At 41.9% G+C, this 22,046-nt stretch carries 21 protein-coding genes, 1 pseudogene and 2 riboswitches; of the genes and pseudogenes, 16 read left to right on the top strand and 6 right to left on the bottom strand.

All coding sequences use genetic code 11. The annotated features are described in order from the left end of the window. Nucleotides 1-51 precede the first annotated feature (51 nt). The 11 genes from HWQ42_RS21960 to HWQ42_RS21910 all read left to right on the top strand — a co-directional run bounded on the left by HWQ42_RS21960 (nt 52) and on the right by HWQ42_RS21910 (nt 10,513). The gene (locus tag HWQ42_RS21960; RefSeq protein ID WP_292816115.1) at nt 52-1,485 is read left to right on the top strand and encodes a hypothetical protein; all 1,434 of its coding nucleotides are present in this window, start codon (nt 52-54) and stop codon (nt 1,483-1,485) included. After that, entirely contained in the window at nt 1,478-4,237 is a 2,760-nt protein-coding gene (locus HWQ42_RS21955; RefSeq protein WP_292816113.1) for a DUF3962 domain-containing protein, read from the top strand. Before HWQ42_RS21960 ends, HWQ42_RS21955 begins: the two co-directional genes overlap by 8 nt. Before the next feature lie 113 nt (nt 4,238-4,350). After that, nucleotides 4,351-5,079 carry a Bax inhibitor-1 family protein gene (locus tag HWQ42_RS21950; protein ID WP_292737388.1) on the top strand — a complete coding sequence of 243 codons (729 nt, stop codon included), beginning with the start codon at nt 4,351-4,353 and terminating at the stop codon, nt 5,077-5,079. A 241-nt stretch (nt 5,080-5,320) separates the two neighbouring features. Continuing rightward, nucleotides 5,321-5,497: a hypothetical protein gene (locus HWQ42_RS21945; protein WP_292816111.1), complete on the top strand. Its 177-nt coding sequence runs from the start codon at nt 5,321-5,323 to the stop codon at nt 5,495-5,497. Nucleotides 5,498-5,848: 351 nt separating this feature from the next. Then, entirely contained in the window at nt 5,849-6,091 is a 243-nt protein-coding gene (locus HWQ42_RS21940) for a hypothetical protein (RefSeq protein ID WP_292737384.1), read from the top strand. Nucleotides 6,092-6,256: 165 nt separating this feature from the next. Further along, nucleotides 6,257-7,379, top strand: a protein-coding gene (gene prfB / locus HWQ42_RS21935; protein WP_292816109.1) for a peptide chain release factor 2 whose coding sequence is annotated in 2 segments (ribosomal slippage) — nt 6,257-6,328 and nt 6,330-7,379 — 1,122 coding nt in all. Because the reading frame shifts where the segments join, the coding sequence is not laid out codon by codon here. A gap of 130 nt (nt 7,380-7,509) precedes the next feature. Continuing rightward, nucleotides 7,510-7,665, top strand: a complete 156-nt coding sequence (locus HWQ42_RS21930) for a DUF3285 domain-containing protein (protein WP_094350437.1) — start codon at nt 7,510-7,512, stop codon at nt 7,663-7,665. Nucleotides 7,666-7,704: 39 nt separating this feature from the next. After that, complete coding sequence (gene ybeY, locus HWQ42_RS21925; protein ID WP_292816126.1) at nt 7,705-8,232, top strand: rRNA maturation RNase YbeY; 528 nt, start codon at nt 7,705-7,707, stop codon at nt 8,230-8,232. A gap of 153 nt (nt 8,233-8,385) precedes the next feature. After that, nucleotides 8,386-8,838 (top strand): diacylglycerol kinase, encoded by a 453-nt coding sequence (locus HWQ42_RS21920; protein WP_292737380.1) that lies wholly within the window; start codon nt 8,386-8,388, stop codon nt 8,836-8,838. Between the two features lie 304 nt (nt 8,839-9,142). After that, complete coding sequence (locus tag HWQ42_RS21915) at nt 9,143-9,742, top strand: aminodeoxychorismate/anthranilate synthase component II (protein WP_292816107.1); 600 nt, start codon at nt 9,143-9,145, stop codon at nt 9,740-9,742. 3 nt (nt 9,743-9,745) lie between these two features. Continuing rightward, entirely contained in the window at nt 9,746-10,513 is a 768-nt protein-coding gene (locus tag HWQ42_RS21910; RefSeq protein ID WP_292816105.1) for an MBL fold metallo-hydrolase, read from the top strand. A 92-nt stretch (nt 10,514-10,605) separates the two neighbouring features. Here HWQ42_RS21910 and HWQ42_RS21905 read toward each other — a convergent pair whose 3' ends face one another. Further along, nucleotides 10,606-11,847, bottom strand: coding sequence for a VCBS repeat-containing protein (locus HWQ42_RS21905; RefSeq protein WP_292816103.1), 1,242 nt, complete (start codon nt 11,845-11,847; stop codon nt 10,606-10,608). A gap of 658 nt (nt 11,848-12,505) precedes the next feature. Continuing rightward, entirely contained in the window at nt 12,506-12,973 is a 468-nt protein-coding gene (locus tag HWQ42_RS21900; RefSeq protein ID WP_292816101.1) for an NUDIX domain-containing protein, read from the bottom strand. 319 nt (nt 12,974-13,292) lie between these two features. On the opposite strand from HWQ42_RS21900, the gene HWQ42_RS21895 reads away from it, so the two are divergent. After that, entirely contained in the window at nt 13,293-14,603 is a 1,311-nt protein-coding gene (locus HWQ42_RS21895; protein ID WP_292816099.1) for an aminopeptidase P N-terminal domain-containing protein, read from the top strand. Nucleotides 14,604-14,760: 157 nt separating this feature from the next. Here the strand turns inward: HWQ42_RS21895 and HWQ42_RS21890 are convergent, their stop codons facing one another. Beyond that, the gene (locus HWQ42_RS21890; RefSeq protein WP_292816098.1) at nt 14,761-15,951 is read right to left on the bottom strand and encodes a HAMP domain-containing sensor histidine kinase; all 1,191 of its coding nucleotides are present in this window, start codon (nt 15,949-15,951) and stop codon (nt 14,761-14,763) included. A gap of 441 nt (nt 15,952-16,392) precedes the next feature. Then, a riboswitch (cyclic di-AMP (ydaO/yuaA leader) is annotated at nt 16,393-16,613 on the top strand. Nucleotides 16,614-16,710: 97 nt separating this feature from the next. Here HWQ42_RS21890 and ntrB point away from each other — a divergent pair. From ntrB to HWQ42_RS21870, 4 genes are all read left to right on the top strand, one after another. Further along, nucleotides 16,711-17,562 carry a nitrate ABC transporter permease gene (gene ntrB, locus HWQ42_RS21885; protein ID WP_292816096.1) on the top strand — a complete coding sequence of 284 codons (852 nt, stop codon included), beginning with the start codon at nt 16,711-16,713 and terminating at the stop codon, nt 17,560-17,562. A gap of 87 nt (nt 17,563-17,649) precedes the next feature. Continuing rightward, the gene (locus tag HWQ42_RS21880; RefSeq protein ID WP_292816094.1) at nt 17,650-19,092 is read left to right on the top strand and encodes an ABC transporter substrate-binding protein; all 1,443 of its coding nucleotides are present in this window, start codon (nt 17,650-17,652) and stop codon (nt 19,090-19,092) included. Nucleotides 19,093-19,142: 50 nt separating this feature from the next. Next, the gene (locus HWQ42_RS21875; RefSeq protein ID WP_292816124.1) at nt 19,143-19,979 is read left to right on the top strand and encodes a nitrate ABC transporter ATP-binding protein; all 837 of its coding nucleotides are present in this window, start codon (nt 19,143-19,145) and stop codon (nt 19,977-19,979) included. Between the two features lie 17 nt (nt 19,980-19,996). Further along, a riboswitch (cyclic di-AMP (ydaO/yuaA leader) is annotated at nt 19,997-20,199 on the top strand. A gap of 201 nt (nt 20,200-20,400) precedes the next feature. After that, entirely contained in the window at nt 20,401-21,021 is a 621-nt protein-coding gene (locus HWQ42_RS21870; RefSeq protein ID WP_292737426.1) for a universal stress protein, read from the top strand. A 256-nt stretch (nt 21,022-21,277) separates the two neighbouring features. Here the strand turns inward: HWQ42_RS21870 and HWQ42_RS21865 are convergent, their stop codons facing one another. The 3 genes and pseudogenes from HWQ42_RS21865 to HWQ42_RS21855 all read right to left on the bottom strand — a co-directional run bounded on the left by HWQ42_RS21865 (nt 21,278) and on the right by HWQ42_RS21855 (nt 21,984). After that, nucleotides 21,278-21,490: a high light inducible protein gene (locus HWQ42_RS21865; protein WP_292737362.1), complete on the bottom strand. Its 213-nt coding sequence runs from the start codon at nt 21,488-21,490 to the stop codon at nt 21,278-21,280. A gap of 41 nt (nt 21,491-21,531) precedes the next feature. Next, on the bottom strand, nt 21,532-21,735 hold the full coding sequence (locus HWQ42_RS21860) for a high light inducible protein (RefSeq protein WP_292816092.1): 204 nt from the start codon (nt 21,733-21,735) through the stop codon (nt 21,532-21,534). A 48-nt stretch (nt 21,736-21,783) separates the two neighbouring features. Continuing rightward, a pseudogene (locus HWQ42_RS21855) lies at nt 21,784-21,984 on the bottom strand (high light inducible protein). Nucleotides 21,985-22,046 lie beyond the last annotated feature (62 nt).

Raw genomic sequence — 22,046 nt, 5'->3', positions numbered from 1 at the left:
CACTTGTATAGATGACTTTGAAATCCTTATTAGTTTTTGTTAGGAAATAAGGTGCGTTTCCCCTGCCGAAATCTCCAGTTTGCGATTTTAGTCACCATACTCGACAACCGCCTGGGTTTTATAGTTGATAATCTGAGCGACCTCGGTCGGGTAATTAACTTACACGACTCAAGCCAAGACCTTTTACATCGTCCACCAGATGACTTCCTCCCAGTTTTACCAGAATCGCCAGTGGGAAATATTTTAGGTTTTTTGTATAAGCAAGAACGTAGCGCTAAAAAAGCTGGTAAGTTGGACTATTTCCGCTATGTAGGTGTAGGTCGTGCGTTACTGTTAAATTTCCCGAAACTGTTTGCAGTTGACGATTGGGAGGGCCCACATACTGTTTTGATATCAGGTACTAGCTACGCTCCGGGTTCGCCTGCCTATCACATCAACATAAAACCCACTATATTGTTGCAATCTAGAACTGGTGAGGCAGGTATAGCTGAGAGTCAATTTTTCTTTAGTCCCAAACAGAATTCGCAAGCCAACTATATTGCTTTATCAGGATTACCACCTGCAAGACGCAAACTTGCTGCTAAAGAAATGGTGGAAGCTATGTGCTACTCGGTAAGAGGTGGAGAGAGTTTTCTAGATGAGGTATTTGAGGATTTAGAACAGCGAAAACAACAGCAACCTGAATGGTGGAGCGATCGCGATCGCATCTTGATTGTTGTGGGTAGTTACGATGAATCGGAGCGGGTCACGTCTATTTTACAATCGCGCTACCGTTTCGATGTAAACATCAACGATGACGGTATTGCCACCCTCCGGCGCGACAATGCTCCTACTCATCTTCATGGGATTCTGCGAAGCGAAATCAGGAATTTACAACATTTACCCACCCAGATTGTAGTTGCTCCTTTGATGGCTCTAGAACGGGGTCACAACATCTTGAATGCTCAAGGTAAAGCTGCATTTGGTGCAGTGTTATTCCTCAATAGACCTATGCCAATCCCTGATAACTGGCAATCTACTGTTCAGCAACTCAACGCTTGGGCGCTAAAGCACGAAAAAGACTCCACTCTTTATGAAGAAGCTCAATCAATATCGGGAAGCCTAACCCTGACTCAGGTTGCAGATATCTTCTACCAGAATGCTGTTGCCGAAATGGTCAATCTGAACTATACAGCATGGGCTTTTAAGCAACTAACACAAGGAGAGCGATCGGTACTTTGCTGGACTCAGTTAGTAAGTATCTGGCAAATCATCGGGCGTTTGGTGCGTGGTGGAGTACCAGCAGTAGTTCATTTTATGGATGTGAAATTCGCGCCAAATTCAGCCATTGACGAACAAGACAGCGAAAGTACTTCACTTTTGGTTGCCATCATCAAGGTGCTGGAACCCTATGTAGAAGGTAAGGATGTGCTGGCGCGATCGCTCTATGGAGCTTTTTTAAATGCGTTGAAACAAATGAGAGAAAGAAACTTAAACTATGACTAAAGTTATTCTTCCTGGTGCTTGGGAACTTACTGCAACGAATCCAATATGCGAACTTTATGCAATCTATGTCCCTACTACATGGCGACAAGTCGCCAACAACCTTGCTCAACAGCGTGCCAGACTCCAAGGTAAAAGTTATCGGGCTGTACCAGTTTATTCCCTCGATCCCTTGGTAGTTGGTAGTTTTCCCAAAATTATCAAGACTTTGCGTGATGGCTGGCAAAAAGGCAATGTACCTTGGTTATTAGCAACAGAAACCACAGAACTTTCTGACTTAGGTAATTTGATCAAAGATTGGTTAATAGAAGAATTTAGTTCCTTGGAGGATGTTGAGTCACAACTTGCAAATCTGAATAATAATGATTGGCGATGGGAAGATTCACAAACCTATGAATTACTCCATCCTCAAAACAAAGTCGAAACAAACAACCTTTACCAAGCAATTCCAGATTACCTTGCTGAGAAGTTTCTCGAAAACCCAAGAGTTTCCTTTGGTGTTGATGAGCAGTATGAACTGACATTTTACCGAGTGGTCAGCCTCCAAGGTGCTGAGTTGATGTCATGGCCTCCCAGTGAAGTTACGGTAACAAAAGCAAAGGAAACCACAGAAACAGCATACATCTCATTTGTCATTGAGTTTGTTTTGCAAACAGTTCCCTGGCGCGAAAAACCTATTGTTTATCATCATTTATCAATTCGACGTTGGCTGACAAAACCTTTGAATTATGTGCCTTATCCAGGTGTGAAAGCTCATATTGGTGATAACCATCGGTGGTTAGATGGTCAACGCCAATCTTTTTGCTTTATTCCACTGATGATGAACCGTTATGGAAGAGAAGTGAAATGGCCTCAAGCCATCAGCAATCTTTTTTCTCTCAATGACTCTCAACTTCCTGACGCAAATAATTTCGTTTCTAACCCAAATCATAACTGGTCAGGTGTCAACACAATTCCTAGTGGTATCCAAGCTGCGATCGCCTACACTTCTAAATTAGGAGAACCACTCTGTTTTGCTGGTGTCAGTCCACAAGATTTGGCTAGTTTAGATCAAGCTATTGAAGCACATCTTCCTGTTCAGAGAGTGGGTGAGGCTGAGAGGGTGACAGGTAACGTTTTTATTTTCTGGCCTTTAGATAAACCCAAACAGAAAATTGTTCCTCTCCTTGCTGACGATGATATCCAATCTCCCAAGCCTAAAAAAGCCAAGAAATCTGACGACCCCAATCATTCACACACCCCAATGCTGCGACCAAAACTAGCAGCACCAGCAGTATTTCGTGAAGCTGAAAATCCTCTTCGCACCATACTTGTTTTGTGGGAAACTCCACAATGTCGTAATGCACTGATTGCTGAAATTTGCCAGTTACTGTATTTATCACCCACAAAAGTAGAAAATATCTATCAAGGTTCCTGCGGTTCTCTGTGTATCAAGACTCAACATGTTGGCGACCTTACACAAGACCTGGAAATTCAACATTTTTCTGAAGCAAGGAAAACTTATCAACAGCAACGTCCTAATTTATTAGTAGAGCGTATTAATCAAATTACCGCGTTTCTACCCCAAACTAAAGAACTAAGTGGGGCATTAATCGAAATTAGACGCAAACCTCGTATATCCGAGGCTGATCCCAAGTTGGCGTGGCGAATTGGAGCAATGAAGGCAGGCTATCTCAATCAACACATTCACCGAATAACCACCGAAAATGATGCAGAAAAACTGAAGAAATCTGGTTTGGAACCAGTAAAACGAGCAGTATCAGACTTACTAAGACAATTTGGGATTTTACCTGATACTCCTTTAATTAATTCTAAAAAAGATGGCATTGATCCTGATGTCTGGTTAACGTGCTTTTATGTCCTACGCCGCACCCGCAAAACCAATGCGGAAAACATTCCCAAAACTGTTGTTTTGATGATCAGAGTTAATCCAATAACAGCTAAAGTAGAATTAACAACTCCTGATTTATTTAAAGAACAAGGCTGGATATCATATCCTGTTGGACTTGCGCATCTTCTTTATGAAGACTGGAATTCTAACTCTTATGATGAAAGTAATGAAGAGCTTGATGATGAACAAAAGCGCAAAGAGCAAACGAAAGAACAAAGGCTAATCAATAAGTTCGTTGCTGAATGTTTGCAAGAGTGTTTAAATACTCCAATTAGTGATAATAAACCTCCGCGTGTGCTGTTTATGGCAGAAGCACTAAATGCCCGCAAAATACTGAACTGGCTACAAAACCAAAATTTACTGACTAATGATCCACTGCAAGCACTAAAACAGTACCTTTCACAAGAACAAATCAATCGTCTATGGGTTGTGCGCTTACGAATTGCAGATAGTGGTGAAGTACCAGTCGCTATTGTTAAAGATTCTCCTGGGAGCCGAACTAGTGGAGTTTACCGATGGCAGGGTGTGTGTGATGATGGGGAGCGATCGCTCTACCTGAGCGTTAGAAAGGCGTTGTATACTGAACGAGGCACAACAATATTACAAAAAAATCAGTCTCGCCTTGATAATGGCAGCAGGCAAGCTGGAAGAGCCAAAATCTTAGAAATAGCCTTGATTCATCACCCAGAAATCAAGGGCGACAAGCTAGCTCACTTTGTCCACTCTCTCAGGAGTCGCTGGCCTTATTTTGCCAATGATGTTTCCCTGCCTTTGCCTTTTCCCTTTGCAATCAAGGCTAAAGAGTATGCTATCAGTACTAAAGATCCAGTGGAATCGCCAGAGACAGAGGATTCCAATTTTTAACAACGAAGCTACCTTTCAGATTTTGCAGCAATATTAAATCCTTGGCTGTTAACCGCAAAGATTGGTAACAATAGGAATAAGCACAACGTTTTCCTAAAAAACAGTTTTTCAATATGAGCAATACCAGTAATTTTCGTGAAGCTATCCGTGAGGCTAAATCTCACGCTCTCGTTGGCCCAAACGTGATTGCCAACGCCCTCCCCTACGTCGGTGGTGGATTGGTGCTAACGGCATTAGGAACCTACGGCGGTTTGGGAGTTATCCGTACTAACCCCGAAATATTCTTTCCCACCTTCATCGGTGCGGTGATTTTGGAGTTAATTTTGTTCTTTGTTGCCCAAAATGTTGCTCAAAAAGGTAACAAGGGGCTTGCACTACCACTGTTGGCAACCTACAGCCTCTTATCTGGATATACCCTCAGTGGCTTGATATTTGTCGCTTTGAGATCCCAAGGTGTTGGCATTCAAGGCATTGGGTTGGCTGCCCTTGGTTGTGGCGTCACCTTTATTGCTGCCCGTCAAATAGGTTCAAATCTTTCTGAACAAGATGGGATGGCTTTGACGAAAACAATCAATCTTGGTGTCATTGCCTTGGTGGTTGTGTGTTTAGCGCAATTTGGGTTAGCTATGTTTGGTGTTTACACGCCAAATTGGTTAGAAATTGCCATCTCCGGCTTAGGAGTATTCCTATTTGTTGGGGTTTCTGTTGTCGATTTCTACATCTTGCCCCGCACTTACAGCGATGACCAATATCTGCCTGCTGCTTTGTCGATGTACCTGACTTACATCAACTTGTTCGTCTTTATCTTGCGGTTGCTAATTGCCATCAATGGCCGCGATTAATTGTCTGTAGACGCTAACACAAGTAAATTTTTATAAGGTGAAACCGTGGTTAAATTTTTCGCAGCCACGGTTTTTTTCATCCGTTTAACAGTAATATATGTAGATGAAGTTAAGCCTCAAGTGAGCAAAACTATTCTTGAACTCTTAAATATCAAAACCGAAGTAGAAAGGTTGTCTAATATCTTGACCAAGGCTAAAGGCTGTCTTTGAACTCCCAGAACTGAGTGCAAGAATTGAGGACTTGAATCAATCAATTTCTCAAGCTACTTTCTGGGATAATTCTGTCACTTTCTATCAGATACTTCAAGAAATTGACTTCCTCAACACTACAAAGAAACAATATCAGCGATCGCACTTCATTCTAGAAGATATCAAGGCTGCACTAGAACTACTAGTGGCAGGCGGCATACTTGCCTAGCCAGTGTAGAAGTCAGCCCTATTTTAGATGAGTCTATTGATTTTGAGATTCCAGAGAAGCAATTACTTTGCCGCGCCATCAGGGGAATGTCAACCGCCTAGAAACATGGGTGCGGGTGTTTACATATTCCTACCGGGATTAGTGTATTTTCCGATCGAGAGCGCAGTCAGATGCGAAACAAAGAGAAAGCCTTATACCATTTCTTTGTGAAGCTGCGCTAAATCTCTTAATTTCTTATTTCTTCTCTACGAGAGGCTTCGCCAACGCGAAGCGTCTCGTAGAGAAGGCGTACTTGGCGTCTTGGCGGTTCGTTTTTTATTTCTTGCACTATAGGCGCATCTTCATACAGAATTGGTATTATTTATTCTCAAGAGTAAACTGTTTGCGATCGCACTAGCCCAAATTGTCGAGCAAATTGACGAAATTCAACCCCGGCAGATAAAATCCCTATCCAACAAGCTCATCCGTGAATATATCTTGCATCCTTACACTCAGGTGAAAGATTTACGCACTAATTTAGAAACACCTGCTGCGACAGCAGTCTTAAACGGTGAAATTGATTTGTTTATCAAAGCCTATCTGCAACAAAATTAAACCACTTTTCTTACCAAAGAAGCGCTTGATAATTTCAAGTAATTTTTGGAACTTACCAAGTGATGCAGAGGAATTTGCCCAACTACAGCTAAAATTAATAAATACAAGTAGAATAAAGAGCAATTTTCCAATTTAAAGCGCTCCATCTATCATTTAGCAAGCATTATGGATGTCCTAGAACTCAAACGCGAAATCGAAACGTTGTCTGGCCGCCTGGGTAAAACCCAGGACTATCTTTGACGTACCTGCACTGACAGCCAAAATTCAAGACCTCGAAAAAATATCTGCTCAACCAGAATTTTGGAATGAGCAAACCCAAGCCCAACAAACGCTACAAGAACTCAATGACCTGAAAGCCCATCTTCAGCAATATGATCGCTGGCACGCCAATCTAGAAGATACTAAGGCAGTTGTTGAGTTGTTGGAGTTAGAAACCGATGAGGCACTACTCCAAGAAGCTGAATCTACCATCACTAAACTGAATCGTGACCTTGATCAATGGGAGTTACAACAGTTACTTTCTGGCCCCTATGATGCGGAAGGTGCTGTACTGACGATTAGTGCTGGTGCTGGTGGCACAGATGCTCAAGACTGGGCATTTATGCTGATGCGGATGTACACCCGTTGGGGCGAAGCTCACGGCTATAAGGTAACTTTAGCTGAAGAGTCGGAGGGTGATGAAGCCGGAATTAAATCGGCAACCCTAGAAATTACTGGTCGCTATGCTTATGGTTACTTGCGTTCCGAAATGGGTACACATCGCTTAGTGCGGATTTCACCTTTTAATGCCAACGGCAAGCGACAAACCAGTTTTGCAGGGGTGGAAGTGATGCCACAGATTGACAACTCTGTGCAATTGGATATTCCAGATAAAGATTTGGAAATCACCACAACTCGTTCTGGTGGTAAAGGTGGGCAGAATGTCAACAAAGTAGAAACTGCGGTGCGGATTGTTCACCTTCCTACTGGTCTTGCCGTGCGCTGTACAGAAGAGCGATCGCAGCTGCAAAATAAAGAAAAAGCCCTAAATCGCCTCAAAGCAAAGCTGTTGGTCATCGCCAAGGAGCAACGTGCCCAAGAAATTGCCGAAATCCGTGGCGATATGGTGGAAGCCTCTTGGGGAAACCAAATCCGTAACTATGTGTTTCACCCTTATCAAATGGTAAAAGATTTGCGTACAAACACGGAAACAACAGCGATTGGAGATGTAATGAATGGCGAACTTGATACATTCATTCAAGCTTATCTGCGCCAAGAAAATAAACTAGTAGAAAACACTCTGGCATAAAGGCACTCATTACATAAAATCCCAATTACTAAGGCGTTTCACTGAGAAACGCCTTAGCAATATATGGGCGATCGCAATTCTATCCCAGACCAACTGTTACAGTTATAAAAGAGTCTGTAGACAAATAACTATGAGCAACTCACCTTCAACAGAACCTCAACCTAGCTACGTCAAACTCGCCATGCGAAACATGGTGCGGAAGGGTGGAACTTCCCTAAAGCATTTTGGATTGACTGCTGTAGGGCTTTTAGCTCTGCTTGTTGGTCTTGCTTACCTCACTCACTAACGACAAATCGTAAACCTCAGACAAGGAGACTGTGTGCCCCTGAGAGTTGAACTATATGTGGAGGAGTATTTTTATGAGTTGTCCCCGACAACATCTGTAAAGATTGACGAGACTGATGCCCGAATTACCCCTGAAACTTGGGAAAACTGGTTTAATCACTGGTTGGAAATACTTCAGCCTCAGATTCCACCAGCGCCAAGTTATGAAATCGGACTGCGTTTGACAGATGACTTACAAATTCAAGAACTGAATGCTCAATATCGTCAGCAAAATAAGCCGACAGATGTTTTAGCCTTTGCAGCTTTAGAGGTGGATTTTCCTCAAAGCAAAGAAATGCTTGCCTCTGTCCCATTATACTTAGGTGATATTATTGTGTCTGTAGATACAGCAGAACGCCAAGCTCAACAACAGGAACATAGCTTACCAACTGAGCTAGCCTGGTTAGCTGCTCACGGTTTATTGCATCTGTTGGGCTGGGATCATCCTGATAAAAAAAGTTTGGAGCGAATGTTAAAACAGCAAGTGGGATTGCTGAATGCAATAGGTATTGCTATTGACATGGAATAGCAGTAGCTGATGTATCTCTTAATGTCAATTTTGGGTAATACTTTTATAATACTTCTGTGGAAAATTGCCTAAAGATTGCCTCAAATTTAATTCTGCCATTAAGATCGGCGAATATTCCCACTGTAGCAACTCTGTTCTTGTGTTTTTAAGTCTATGTCCCAAAAAATTTCTCCACCAACGCCTACCTCGTTACAAACACTGGTGTCTAACGAACGGGAATTCTCCTGGAAAGTAGCCTCTAATTTATTTGTTAGTTTTAAATATGCCTGGGCTGGAATCAGCTATAGTTTTCAAACTCAACGTAATTTTCGCATTCACGTAAGTGTTTGTGCAATGGCGATCGCTTTAAGCGTTTTCTTGCATCTGCAAGCGGTAGAAATAGCTGTAATTGGTATAACTAGTGGTTTAGTTTTGGCATTAGAGTTACTAAATACAGCGATCGAGTCCGTTGTGGACTTAACCGTTAAGCAGACATACCATGAGTTGGCAAAAATTGCTAAAGATTGTGCGGCTGGTGCAGTCCTTGTCTCTGCTTTTGTAGCGATGCTAGTAGCAGGTACGCTATTGCTCCCCCCTCTGGTAAGGTTAATTATATCGGCTTTGTAAACGTGATGTTGCGTAGGCGAGCAATTAGCGCAGGCATTGCCAATTGACTCACACTCTGTCCGAATCCCCTTTGCAAAATATATTCAAAATTTAAGTCGTGCGATGTCTACGACGGGCTACGCCAACGCACCAAGCGTCCTGGCTAAAGGATTCTTGGTAATCTTTAGAAAGTGGCCGCAGAGTAGCCGCTTTATATTTACGTGTCTACGTCAGCGTTATTTTTACACCTAACGAACAAATAGCATGAGATACTTATCTATGCTTTTTACAACTGATGAGTGGTAAAAACCAGGAGTGATGAGCTTTGATTATAGTTATCGACAATTACGACAGTTTTACATATAACTTAGTGCAGTATCTGGGAGAATTGGCATCAGAGTTCCCAGTGGCAAATGATATTAAAGTTTTTCGTAACGATAAGATATCCGTAGATGAGATTCGGGCATTAAAGCCGGAAGCTGTGGTTATTTCTCCTGGGCCTGGTCGCCCGGAAGATGCTGGTATTTCTTTAGCATTGATTGAACAGCTAGGACAAGAGTTACCAATTTTGGGTGTCTGTTTGGGACATCAAAGCATTGGTCAAGTGTTCGGTGGTAAAATAATTCCTGCTCCAGAGTTGATGCATGGCAAAACCTCTCAGGTGTCTCACACTGGAGTGGGAGTTTTCCGGGGATTAGAAAATCCTCTAACCGCCACCAGGTATCACAGTTTGGTAATCGAACGTGAGACTTGCCCAGATGTGTTAGAAATCACCGCTTGGGTTGAAGATAACACCATTATGGGAGTGCGACACCGGAACTATCCTCACATTCAGGGCGTCCAGTTCCACCCAGAGAGTGTCCTGACATCTTCAGGAAAACAGTTATTGCGAAATTTTCTGGAACAGTTACAGTCAAGAGCATAATTAATGAAACGACGACAGTTGATGGGCTATGCTGGGGCGGGGTTGGTAACAGCTTTGGTTACTACCTTGGGTTCTGAATCTCAAGCTGACGCACAATCTAGCGGTTTATCAGTTAAGTGGTTGGGTCATACTTGCTTTCTTTTTACTGGTGGTGGTGCGAAAGTTCTCGTCAATCCATTTCGGACGGTCGGCTGTACTGCTGGATATCGTCCCCCAAAAGTTGCAGCAGATTTGGTGCTGATTAGCAGCCAACTGCTAGATGAAGGTGCCGTGGATGTACTACCGGGAAATGCAAAACTGATCTACGAACCTGGAGTTTACGAGTTCAAAGGCATTAAATTCCAAGGAGTTGCCATAGACCACGATCGCAAAGGTGGTAAGCAGTTTGGCTTAAATACCGCTTGGAGTTGGAAGCAAGGCGGAATTAATATCCTACACTTAGGCGGGGCTGCTGCACCCATTTCCATTGAGCAAAAAATCTTGATGGGGCGTCCCGATGTGGCATTTATTCCAGTGGGAGGCAGTGCAAAAGCCTACAATGCTGAGGAAGCAAAGCAGGCTGTTCAAGTTTTAAATCCCAAGTTAGTGATTCCGACTCATTACCGTACACAAGCGGCTGATGCTGCTAAGTGCGATCTTTCGCCATTGGATAATTTTCTGACCTTGATGCAAGGGATGACAGTGCGGCGTAGCAATGGAGATAGTATTTCCATTAGCCCTAAAGATTTGCCGGAAAAAGGGGAAATTCAGGTTTTGAGTTACAAATTTTGAATAAAGATGATTGGGAAAGAAGCAGAGGAAGCAGGGGGAAAATAATGACTCCTGCCTCCATCTCCTGAATTCAGAAATTCTGAATTCTGATTTTAGAACGTATACCACTCTCCGGTCAGCTTATCTGCATCGCTGATGGGAGTCTCAACTGCTGTCGTTTCATTTATAGTCCAAATGTTGTCTGTACCTGCTGTCTGATCGCGCCAGTAGATATCAGTCTTGCCATCGCCGTTGAAATCGCCAAGGGATGGTGTCAAGGCCGCGTTATTAGCTGGTAAGAAAGCTTCAGTCGCAACTGTTGTGCCATCCATCAACCAAGCGGTGTTCGCACCTGTGGTTCCATTGTGCCAGAAGATATCGGTCTTGCCATCACCGTTGAAGTCACCAATTTTGGAAGTCCAGGATGAGTCAAGTGTGCCCAAAGCACCCTCTGTGACTAAGATACCACTCATTGTCCAAACCTTGTTCTCACCTGTTTGGGCATTTCTCCACAGAATGTCTGTTTTAAAGTCGCCGTTGAAATCACCAAGGCTAGAAGTCCAGGCGGCATCTTGTGATTGTAGAGCAAATTCAGTCTTTTGCGTACCATCCATAAACCAAGCGGTGTTATCGCCTGTTGTGCCATTGCGCCAGAAGATATCGCTCTTGCCATTGCCGTCGAAATCAACAATGGTAGGAGTTAGTGCTGTGTCTGTAGGGTCTAGAACAGTTGCATTCAGAACTGTGGTGCCATCCATCTCCCAAATAGCGTTCTCCCCAGTTGTGGCATTATGCCAGAAGATATCGGTTTTGCGATCGCCGTTGAAATCTCCAATCTGAGGACTCCAGGCTGGATCAACGCTACTTAGAGCAGCCGCACTACCAACTTTGGTGCCATCCATCAGGACAACGCTATTCTCACCGGTTGTCTTATTGCGTAATAAGAAGTCGGTTTTGCCATCAGCATTGAAGTCAGCAATTTTGTAATCATAGGCAGATAGGTCAAATTGACCCAAAGAACCCTGTTCGACGACTGTTGTGCCATCCATCAACCGAATGATAATCTCACCAGTTGAAGAATTGACCCAAACTTTGTCTGTTTTACCATCACCGTTAAAGTCAGGAGTAATCGCCGCACTAGTTAAGTAAGGATTAGGATTGGGATTTGCTGACGTTTTAACAGGCACAGTTGGCGGCTGACTTTCTAGTGCTAGAAAAGAACTCTTATTTCCAAACCCCAAATCATAATTTAAACTCTTAAAAGAATCTGTCAAGATTTGTGATTTTGCAAAAGAATCTGATGCTAATCGAGATGTATTCAAAGCTAAGGGTGAGGAATTTGTATTTTCAGGCATGGTTAATTTTTATTATTGGCTGTCATATTTTTTTAACTTTTTTTGGCAATCTCTTTCTGTAACGAAATAACATTTACCTGGTTTTCAAGATTTCTTTATAACTATTTTTTCTTTATTAATGTCACTCTTTGAATATAAATATTTGTTTTAAACTATTGCCCTAAAATTTTCAAGTTCTATATAAGCAATTATGAAATATTTTTTTGTAACTTATACATGATTGTTTATAGATAAAAAAAGATTACTTTATCTATTTTCTTTGACATTTAAATGTTGCATCAAAAATCTACTTGTATCTTTAACTGGTAATCAGTCAGATAAAAATATCTACACTAGTCATATATTTTTTCTAAAACTAGAAACATACTAGGTAGCTAGGCGTAAATAAATTAAAGTAAATATACCAGGCGATTAGAAATCGCGGCTACGCGGACTCGAAGAACTTGAAACCCACGGAGGTGGGTTTTGTTTGTATAGCCGCGTACTCCTACGGAGAAGCAAGCTACGCGTCAGCGTGCCGGAGGCTCTATTCCATTCGCCAGGGCAGGCTAGAAATTTATTTAATGTTTAATTAGATCGACTTCATTAAGATAGAAGCGATCGCTACATTATTTCTAATAGATTTGTATAATCTTAACTTTGTTTTCTTGGCACTTTCTCAAGTATTGGTTGAAAATCCACTATTTTTTGTTTTGCGAACAAGCTTAGATAAAAAATGACCTTGACCACCAGCTAGAGCTACATTTGAGCTATCCAATTTAACCCAATAAAAATCAAAGGCTATAGGGTTTTTGCTCGTACTTGGATGTATTTCCCAATGCCGCCAAGTAGATGGTGTAGACTGAGTTAATTCGAGATGATAAACATAACGTTCTTGAATTTCATTGCGATAGGGAGTCATATTGTACTGATAAATACCCAATAACTCAATAATACAAACTCCCTTAACACCAGATTCTTCATAAACCTCTCGCAGCACAGCTTCAGATGGCTCCTCACTTTCTTCAACTGTACCAGCAGGTACTTGCACGCCAGCGTCAGGAAAATCAGTATGTGTAAACACCATTAATTCATCTTTATTGGTTACGTAAGCGATCGCTTTTTTTATTATGGGTTGAGTAGACATATTTTTTACTGTGTGTTGTTAGATTTATGAAATACCAAAATTTGTATAAAATAAATGTTTAAAACTGATTTAACTTCAGGAATATCCTAAATCATTTGATAACCACAAGATTTCAAGTTGGTGAGGTATACAAGCTAATTGTGTTACCCAGGTATAAAGTATCTTTTACTCCTGAATTCTGCATTCTGCTGTATAACTTGAGTGGAAACAAATATTGGTTAGAATAACTTAGATTAGCAACTATTAAGAGGCATTATCTGTACATCTGTTAGTTGCTAAAAGTGTAAAATAATACAATACTTTTAAAAGTACATCAACTATGCAAGCAGAATATCGGCAGCGTCGCGAGCAATTAATGGCAAAAATTGGTGATGGAACAGCCATTTTTCGCAGTGCGCCAATGGCAGTGATGCACAACGATGTCGAGTATGTTTATCGCCAAGACAGTGATTTTTTTTACTTGACTGGTTTTAATGAACCACAGGCAGTAGCAGTGTTAGCGCCCCATCATTCAGAACATCGATTTGTGCTGTTTGTCCAACCCAAGGATCGCGAAAAGGAAGTATGGACTGGTTATCTTTGTGGGGTAGATGCAGCCAAAGAAATTTATGGTGCTGATGAAGCGTACCCGATTAGCGAGTTAGATGAAAAGTTGCCGCAGTATTTAGAAAAAGCCAGCCGGATTTATTATCATTTAGGACGCGATCGCAATTTTAACGATCAAATCCTCAAACATTATCAAAGTTTATTGCGGACTTATCCGAAGCGCGGTACAGGGCCGATCGCTATAGAAGATACTGGCCCTGTCCTCAACAGTATGAGATTGATCAAAAGCGAAGCTGAGGTGGAATTGATGCGTCAAGCAGCTGCGATCGCCACCGAAGCACACAATTATGCCCAAGAAATCGCCGCACCGGGACGTTATGAGTACGAAATCCAGGCGGAGATGGAACGGATCTTTCGAGTGCGGGGTGGGTTAGGGCCGGCTTATCCTTCGATTGTGGCTTCTGGTGTAAATGCTTGTGTACTCCACTACATTGAAAATAATCGTCAAATGCAGGATGGAGAATTACTGCTAATTGATGCCGGTTGTGCTTACGGTTATTACAACTCCGATATTACGCGGACATTTCCTGTGGGAGGTAAGTTTACGCCAGAACAAAAGACGTTATATGAGATTGTTTTGAAGGCACAAAAACAAGCGATCGCTCAAATCCAACCAGGTAATCCTTTCAAGTTAGTTCACGATACAGCAGTGCGCGTTCTCACAGAAGGTTTAGTCGAACTTGGCATTCTCAAAGGTGAAATTGATAAGTTAATTGAAGAAGAGAAATATAAACCATATTATATGCACCGCACCAGCCATTGGTTAGGTTTAGATGTCCATGATGTCGGTGTTTATCAGCATGGTGAAGACAAACCACAGATTTTACAACCAGGTCAAATTTTGACAGTGGAACCAGGACTATATATTGTCCCAGATACCAAACTAGCAGAAGACCAGCCACAGACCGATCCTCGATGGGTTGGGATTGGCATTCGGATTGAGGATGATGTGTTAGTTACATCTGGGGGACATGAGGTATTAACTGCGGGGGTTCCTAAAGAAATAGATGAAATCGAAAGATAGAAATGGCGATGGTAGACACCATCCCTAAGAAAAGCCCCGGCGACTGAAATCGCGGCTATACAGACAAAACCCACCTCCGTGGGTTTAAAATCCTTGGTTTTGTATTAGTCCACGGAGGTGGACTTTGCTTGTGTAGCCGCGACTTCCAGTCGCCCTTTTAAAATTCCACTTCTAAAGGAAAAATTGCGGTGAAAGTAGAACCAACGCCTAGCTGCGAGGCTAGGTTAATTTCACCTTGCAATAGTTTTACTAAGCGCGAGACGATCGCTAACCCCAATCCTGTACTATCAGGAAGATAGGGACGATCGCTAGAACTCACGCGAAAGTAGGGTTCAAATATCTGGGCTTGGTTTTCGGGAGCAATGCCAACTCCAGTGTCAGAAACTGCGATCGCCCATCTCTGCTTCTCCAACACCTGACACATGATAATAATAGTCCCCGACTTTGTATAACGAATCGCATTACTAATAAGATTTGTAACAATCTGTTGCAATTGAAAAGCATCTGTAATCAATTTTTCCGGGATGCGATCGCAATCGACTACAATTTGTAAATTTTTTCCCGTAGCTAAAGGTTCCAACATTTCACACACATTATCAATTAATTCACGCACATCGGTAGGTGCTAATTGGAGTTTTATCTGCCCTGCCTCATAGCGCGAAAGTTCTAATACATCATTGATTAGATGGAGTAATTGTCTACCATTGCGTAGTACCCGCTCAATATGTTCTAAATTGGTAGATTTGTCTTTGATCTCAGTCTTTCGTCGTTGTTGGCGTAAAAACAGATCCGAATAACCAATAATAGAAGTTAGAGGATGTTTTAATTCGTGGGCTAATTGGGAAAGATACTCTTGATTAGCGCTAATTAGCCGCATGAGTTCTTCATTGTGGAGCGTTAGTGATGCTTGCAACTGCTGTAATTCCCGCAAGCGTTCGTCAACATAACTCTTGAAACATCGAGCGATCGCCTCGTCTATAATAGCGTCAATCAAACGCATGGAACGAATTATCTCTACAGGTGTTCCACTCAATAAATCTGCTTGTAGAGCATCAAATATTACTGTTCGCAGCAGATGATATTCTCTGGCAATTTCTGCTGGATCAAAGCCTTGTTCGGCTCGAATCGCTCCATGCTGAAAACTGGCAATAACCATTGACTGAATATCATTCTCTTGAGATTTTGAAAGAACTGTCACCATAGCTTTCAAAACATCAGGAATATGATCCTTTACCGCTGTATAAGATAGGTCATCAGCACTTTCAATCCGTCTATCCTTGCGAACTGCTAAAATCCATTTTTCAAGGATAGTATCTGTTTTTTCAGCCAGTAGTTGACTAAAATCCATTATGTTAAATTCAGCTAGGAGATAGATGAGTAAACTTCCATATCCCAATAGTTTAGCGACTAGAGCTGTGTTTTACCAAAATTAGTAATATATTTCACCTATCAAAAGAAAGAGATTCTATAGATTCTTTCATTAGCTAGATTAATGCCCGTATACAAAATTTAAAGGGTATAATATACATCTTAATTTTAGCAAACTTAAAATCTAGCCATTAACAGCCTTGATGGTTGACCTGGTGAAAGTATTTAGCTAGCTGTGCAAGAATTTAATTCACAAGATAACCAAAATTATAAATTTTCTGGATTACCGAAAAGTCAGGGTAGCTAGTTAATGTGAGTAATAAAAGTAACAATATAGCTCGGAAAACAGATACTTTCACTGAAGCATGGATGTTATATTATGTATATCAATGTTATAATCTACATAGCTTCATATTTAATTAGAGTAAGTCAGCCTAATTCAACAGATCGCAGTGCGTGATGTTGGAACGGAGGAACCAAATTGTGGGGCGTATCTCATAGAAAGTGAGGAGTTGAGAGTAAAGAGTTAGGAATTAAATAAAATTTAGTAACTCATAACTCATAACTCATAACTTTCTTTCAGAAGGGCATCTCTCAGCCCTAGCCCGTCAGCTAACTTCGTAGGCATTGGGAGGAGACTGAAGAGACGGCATTTTTATAATGTTCCGATCTCATCAGTGTCCAAGCCTGGTACTGCTCATTTTTTTGTACCTGCACTTAAATCTGTTGGGGTCGTAAAATGATATTTCAACTAAATTTAGCAGCGATCGCGGCGATCGCTGGACAAGCCGCTTGGAAAAAGACAAAACCTGTCATCTTTAGAGATGTTTTCTTTTTACCTGTATTGGGCTTCTTGGGAATAATAGTGTTGTGGTGGATTATTGCACTTGCCAATCATGAGTTAATGCCCACTCCACCAGAAGCGCTAATTGCGAATCTAGACTACATCTTAAATCCCTTCTACCAGAGGGGCCCAGGCAATTTAGGAATTGGTTGGTTGTTGATAGCAAGTCTGCGTCGGGTATTACTGGGCTTTTTGTTAGGTGCTGTAGTAGCGATTCCTGTGGGATTTCTAATTGGTATGTCCAGACCGGCAATGCTAGCACTTAATCCGATCATTCAAATTTTTAAACCCGTATCGCCTCTAGCTTGGCTACCCATCGCCTTAGCAATTTTCAACTTAGCAGATCCTTCTGCTATTTTTGTGATATTTATTACTTCCCTATGGCCGACAATTATTAATACCGCTTTAGGAGTTTCTAGCGTTCCCAAAGATTATTTAGATGTGGCACGAGTTTTGGAAATGCCGCGTTGGCGACGGATTACAAAAATAATTTTGCCTGCAAGTTTACCGTACATTTTTACAGGTTTACGAATTAGTTTGGGGATAGCTTGGCTGGTAATCGTTGCCGTAGAAATGCTCACAGGCGGTGTTGGTATCGGCTTTTTTGTTTGGGATGAATGGAGCCGCTTAAACCTAAGTTCAGTATTTTTAGCCGTTTTTATAATTGGCTTAACTGGATTAATTTTAGATTACGCCGTGGGTAAAATCCAAGAATTTGTTACCCATCGCCCTACAACTTCCAACTAACAAAATTTGGCTGCGTTCAGAACAGCAAAATTTAACGATCCTCTGCACCTAGAGCGTGAGTAATTAATCACCAGTGGAGCTACAAGAATGGGCGATCATAACTGGACTCGACGAGACTTTATCAAAGGAATCGGAGCAACCACAACGGGAATAGCATTATCTTCCTGTGGGATTTCAGGAGATAGATCCGCTAAAGGACTAACTGAAGAAGCCTTAGCTGTACAACCAGTAGTTAGATCCCAAGACCTAGAAAAATCCGACCTTACCATTGGTTACGTTCCCGTTAATGATTGTGCGCCATTTGCGATCGCCTGGAAAAAAGGCTTCTTCCGCAAATATGGTTTGAACGTCACACTCAACCGCGAAGCGAGTTGGGCTACTTCCCGCGACGGTTTAATATTTGGTCGTCTGGATGCTTCACCCGTAGTATCCGGTGCCGTCACCAACGCCAGAATTGGTGCTGAAGGCGCACGCCACGCTCCCTTGTGTGCAGCTATGACCATCCATCGCCACGGTAACGCCATGACGATGAACAAAGCCATGTGGGATTTTGGGCTGCGTCCGTGGTACGAGTATCAAGAACAATATGGCGATGGCGCGCTAGAAGCCTTTGGGCGCGATTTTCGAGGCTACTTTGACAAGCAGCCGTCAGAAGGCAAAGTTTGGGCGGTAGTTTTAAGTTCTGCTATTTACGAATACTTTGTCCGCTACATATCCGCCGCCGCTGGTGTCGATCCGCTGAAGGAGTTTCGGATCATCATCGTTCCGCCCCCCCAAATGGTAACAAACGTGCGGATTGGTGCTATGCAAGCTTACATGGTTGCAGAACCCTGGAATACACGAGCAATAACAGGTAACGAAAACATCGGCTTTACCTTTGCACAAGGTAAAGAAGTCTGGTTGGGACACCCAGATCGTTTATTGGGCGTGATGGAATCTTTCATTGACAAATATCCCAAAACCTATCGTTCCCTCGTCAAGGCGATGATTGAAGCTTGTCAATATTGCAGCAAAGTAGAAAACCGTCAAGAAGTAGCCGAACTGCTTACAGAACGTTCCTTTACAGGTGCTAAACCCAAAAAGAAAGATGCCCCAATTGCAAAATTCACAAGTCCCGGAATTCTCGGTAACTATAACTATGGCGGCTTTGACGGCAAAGACCGCACTATTCAAGCTGCTGACACCACGATTTTCTTCGATATTCCTGACAACCTTCCCAAACAGCCAGGAGAACACTCCACATTTTTATGGAGATCTAGAAGTATCTGGTTAATGACACAAGCAGCGCGGTGGGGACAAATTCATAAATTCCCCAAAAATGCCGACAAACTTGCCGAACAAGGTTGGAGAACAGATTTATATCGGGAGATAGCATCGGAAATGGGAATCGAATGTCCCAAGGATGATTACAAGGTCGAACCACCAGAAGTATTTATAGATAAGAAAGGCTTCGACCCCAGCGATCCTGTGGGTTATCTGAATAGTTTTGCCATCAGGGCTAACGCTCCAACTCGCTTTTTCATGTCTTAAATTCCGAGTTTAAATATTGATTGACTAAATTATTTGCGGAGCATTTGATGATGGAATATACCTCATTACCGATTAATACTCAGAACCAAGTTCTGCCCCGCCCTGGATTTTTAGAAATTGAAAATTTAGTCAAGTCTTATCCGACACCTGATAAAGATAATTTTGTTGTCTTAGATGGGGTTAATCTTACGATTGGTGAAGATGAATATATTTCTGTAATTGGTCACTCAGGTTGTGGGAAATCAACTCTATTAAAGATAGTAGCTGGTTTAGAAAAAGCAACTTCCGGCTCAGTCAGGCTAGATGGGAAAGAAATTCGTCAGCCGGGAGCCGAAAGGATGATGGTATTTCAGAACTATTCGCTGTTACCTTGGTTAACAGTACGAGAAAATATCCGTTTAGCCGTAGATGAAGTGTTAAAAAATGCTAATCGCTCTGAAAAAATCAGCATTGTAAATCAACACTTGGCAATGGTAAACTTGACGGCGGCGGCTGACAAATATCCCGATGAAATTTCTGGAGGTATGAAACAACGAGTAGGTATTGCCAGAGCCTTAGCAATTCGCCCCAAAATGTTGCTAATGGATGAACCTTTTGGGGCGCTAGATGCACTAACTCGTGGCAAATTAGAGCAGCAGGTATTGGATATTTGGGAAAATAATCGTCAAGCAGTGATGATGATTACCCACGATGTAGACGAAGCAATTTATATGTCCGATCGCATCGTCTTGATGACCAATGGCCCGGCTGCTAGTATCGGAGAAATTTTAGAAGTTCCTTTTGAGCGTCCGCGCGATCGCGCCGCCATGCGAAACTCAAAAGAGTATTTTGAACTCCGCAACCACGCCCTGAATTTCCTGGATCGATATTTTGCCCAAGACGAGTAAATTAGATTATCATTTTTTTTAGTGGGTAGCCTAATTCAAATTCATGAAAGCTGGATTTGGAACGGAGGAACCATATTGTGGGGCGTATCTCATAGAAAGTGAGGAGTTAAGAGTTAGGAATTATTAATATTAACTCAGCACTCAGCACTCAGTACTGCTCAGAGAGAGACACCTTCCAGTCTTAGCCCGTCAGCTAACTCCGTAGGCAATGGAAGGAACCCCCAAGACTTTGGCTGTAATACAGTTATTATTGGGGTTTCCTTGACTGATTTAAGATTTGAAATTTTGGTTATCGTCACTCAATCTAAAATCCAAAATCCTTCGACTGAGCGTAGCCGAAGTCCAAAATCTCAAATTGGTCGCCCTGCTTCTCATTGCTAATTCATTTCATTGGAGAAGTAAAGCTGTGCAAATCAAGCCAATGTTAGCACGTCTGCAAAGTGCCACAGGTCGGGATGACTTAATTGAACAAATGGTACTGTTGCCAGAACCAAAAAAACCTTTTTCTAAAAAACCTCAAACAGCAAAAGGAGTTAATCTAATTGTTGCTTATGACGCATCTCCTAACAGTCATACAGCATTAGATATTGCCTTTTGGATTGCCCATCAAACGCGTTTAGCCACTAATGCAGAAGTTACAGTTCAAGCCGTTTATGTAATAGAAGATAATCAAAGTATTCAGTATCCAAATATCTTGACTTTTCCCCAACAACAGCCTTCGTTGGAATGTGAAGTTAGTCAGGTATCAAAGTCTGTCACACAGGTATTAACTCAACCCAAATTACAGACAGCGATCGCTCCCCTACAACAAGCAGATATAATTCTCTGGCAAGCCCGAAGTCTGGCCGAAGAATGGCAAGGTTCCTTCAAATCTCACCTGCGGTTTGGCTCTATTGCTATAGAACTGAACAAAGTTGTTGAATCAGAAGCTGCTGATATTCTATTTCTAGGTTGCAACTCTGTCAATCATCCGATGATTGAGGCTTTAGGTTTTAATTTTCCCTGTGCTGTTTTGGGTATTCCCAGTTGTATTGAGGAATAATCGCTGTTGGAAATTTAAGTAATTTTTATTATAGAAAAGCCACCTAGTTTTAGGTGGCTTTTTTCACTACCATATAACCAATTAAACTTCGGGAAGGAAGTATGGAAAACTGACGCAGTTGTATTCTGATGCAATAGTTGGTAAATCAGTAAAAGGGCAAGTTGTTCAATTTTTTGATAAGGTTGTAGCAAGTACTTAAGTACTTGCTACGAACTATCTTAACCTGTGATAATGCTTGTGGCAGACTACCTACTTACTAGTAGCCAATTAGGTGCAACACATCACGCAGGACGCTATAACCAGCTAAATCCCAAAGTAAATAAGCAAGGAATCCAATAGCCGCCAAACGACCATTCCAAATTTCGGCTTGAGGAGTCCAACCAAATAAAAATGCGTTACGGTCTACGCCGTTGTATTCGGGTGCCACAACTGGTAAATCGGTAGAAGGACGAGTTTCTTGAGTTGCCATTTTTTTCTCCAAAATTTAGTAGCTTTTTAGGTGTTTAGTTTCTAGTAGCCAATTAGGTGCAATACATCACGCAGGACGCTATAACCAGCTAAATCCCAAAGTAAATAGGCAAGAAATCCAATGGCTGCCAAGCGACCATTCCAAATTTCGGCTTGGGGAGTAAAACCAAACAGAAATTCATTGCGATCGCGGCCATTGTAAGCTTTAGGAATAGGTGGTAAATCAGTAGATGAACGAGTTTCCATTGTTTTTCCTTCCAAATCAAGTTAGTTTTTGATTTTTTAAATGCTTTCCTAACCAATCAAGCGCAAAATGCCATGCAGAACGCTATAGTCAACTAAGCCCCAAAGTAAATACGCAATAAAGCTAATTATTGCCAAACGACGGTTCCATATCTCGGCTTGAGGAGTTTGGGCAAACAGAAAATCATTGCGATCGCAATGATTTTATTCTGTTCAAATTATTGGCAAATGTCTGGAAAAACAAGTTGCCATTTTTTGACCTCAACGATTCGTTTGTTAACTTTAATGTAGCTATTAATAACTAGAATGCTTTC

The sequence above is a fragment of the Nostoc sp. JL23 genome (assembly GCF_017115065.1).
GTDB lineage: Bacteria > Cyanobacteriota > Cyanobacteriia > Cyanobacteriales > Nostocaceae > Nostoc > Nostoc punctiforme_A.
This window is presented reverse-complemented; position numbering and strand designations above follow the sequence as displayed.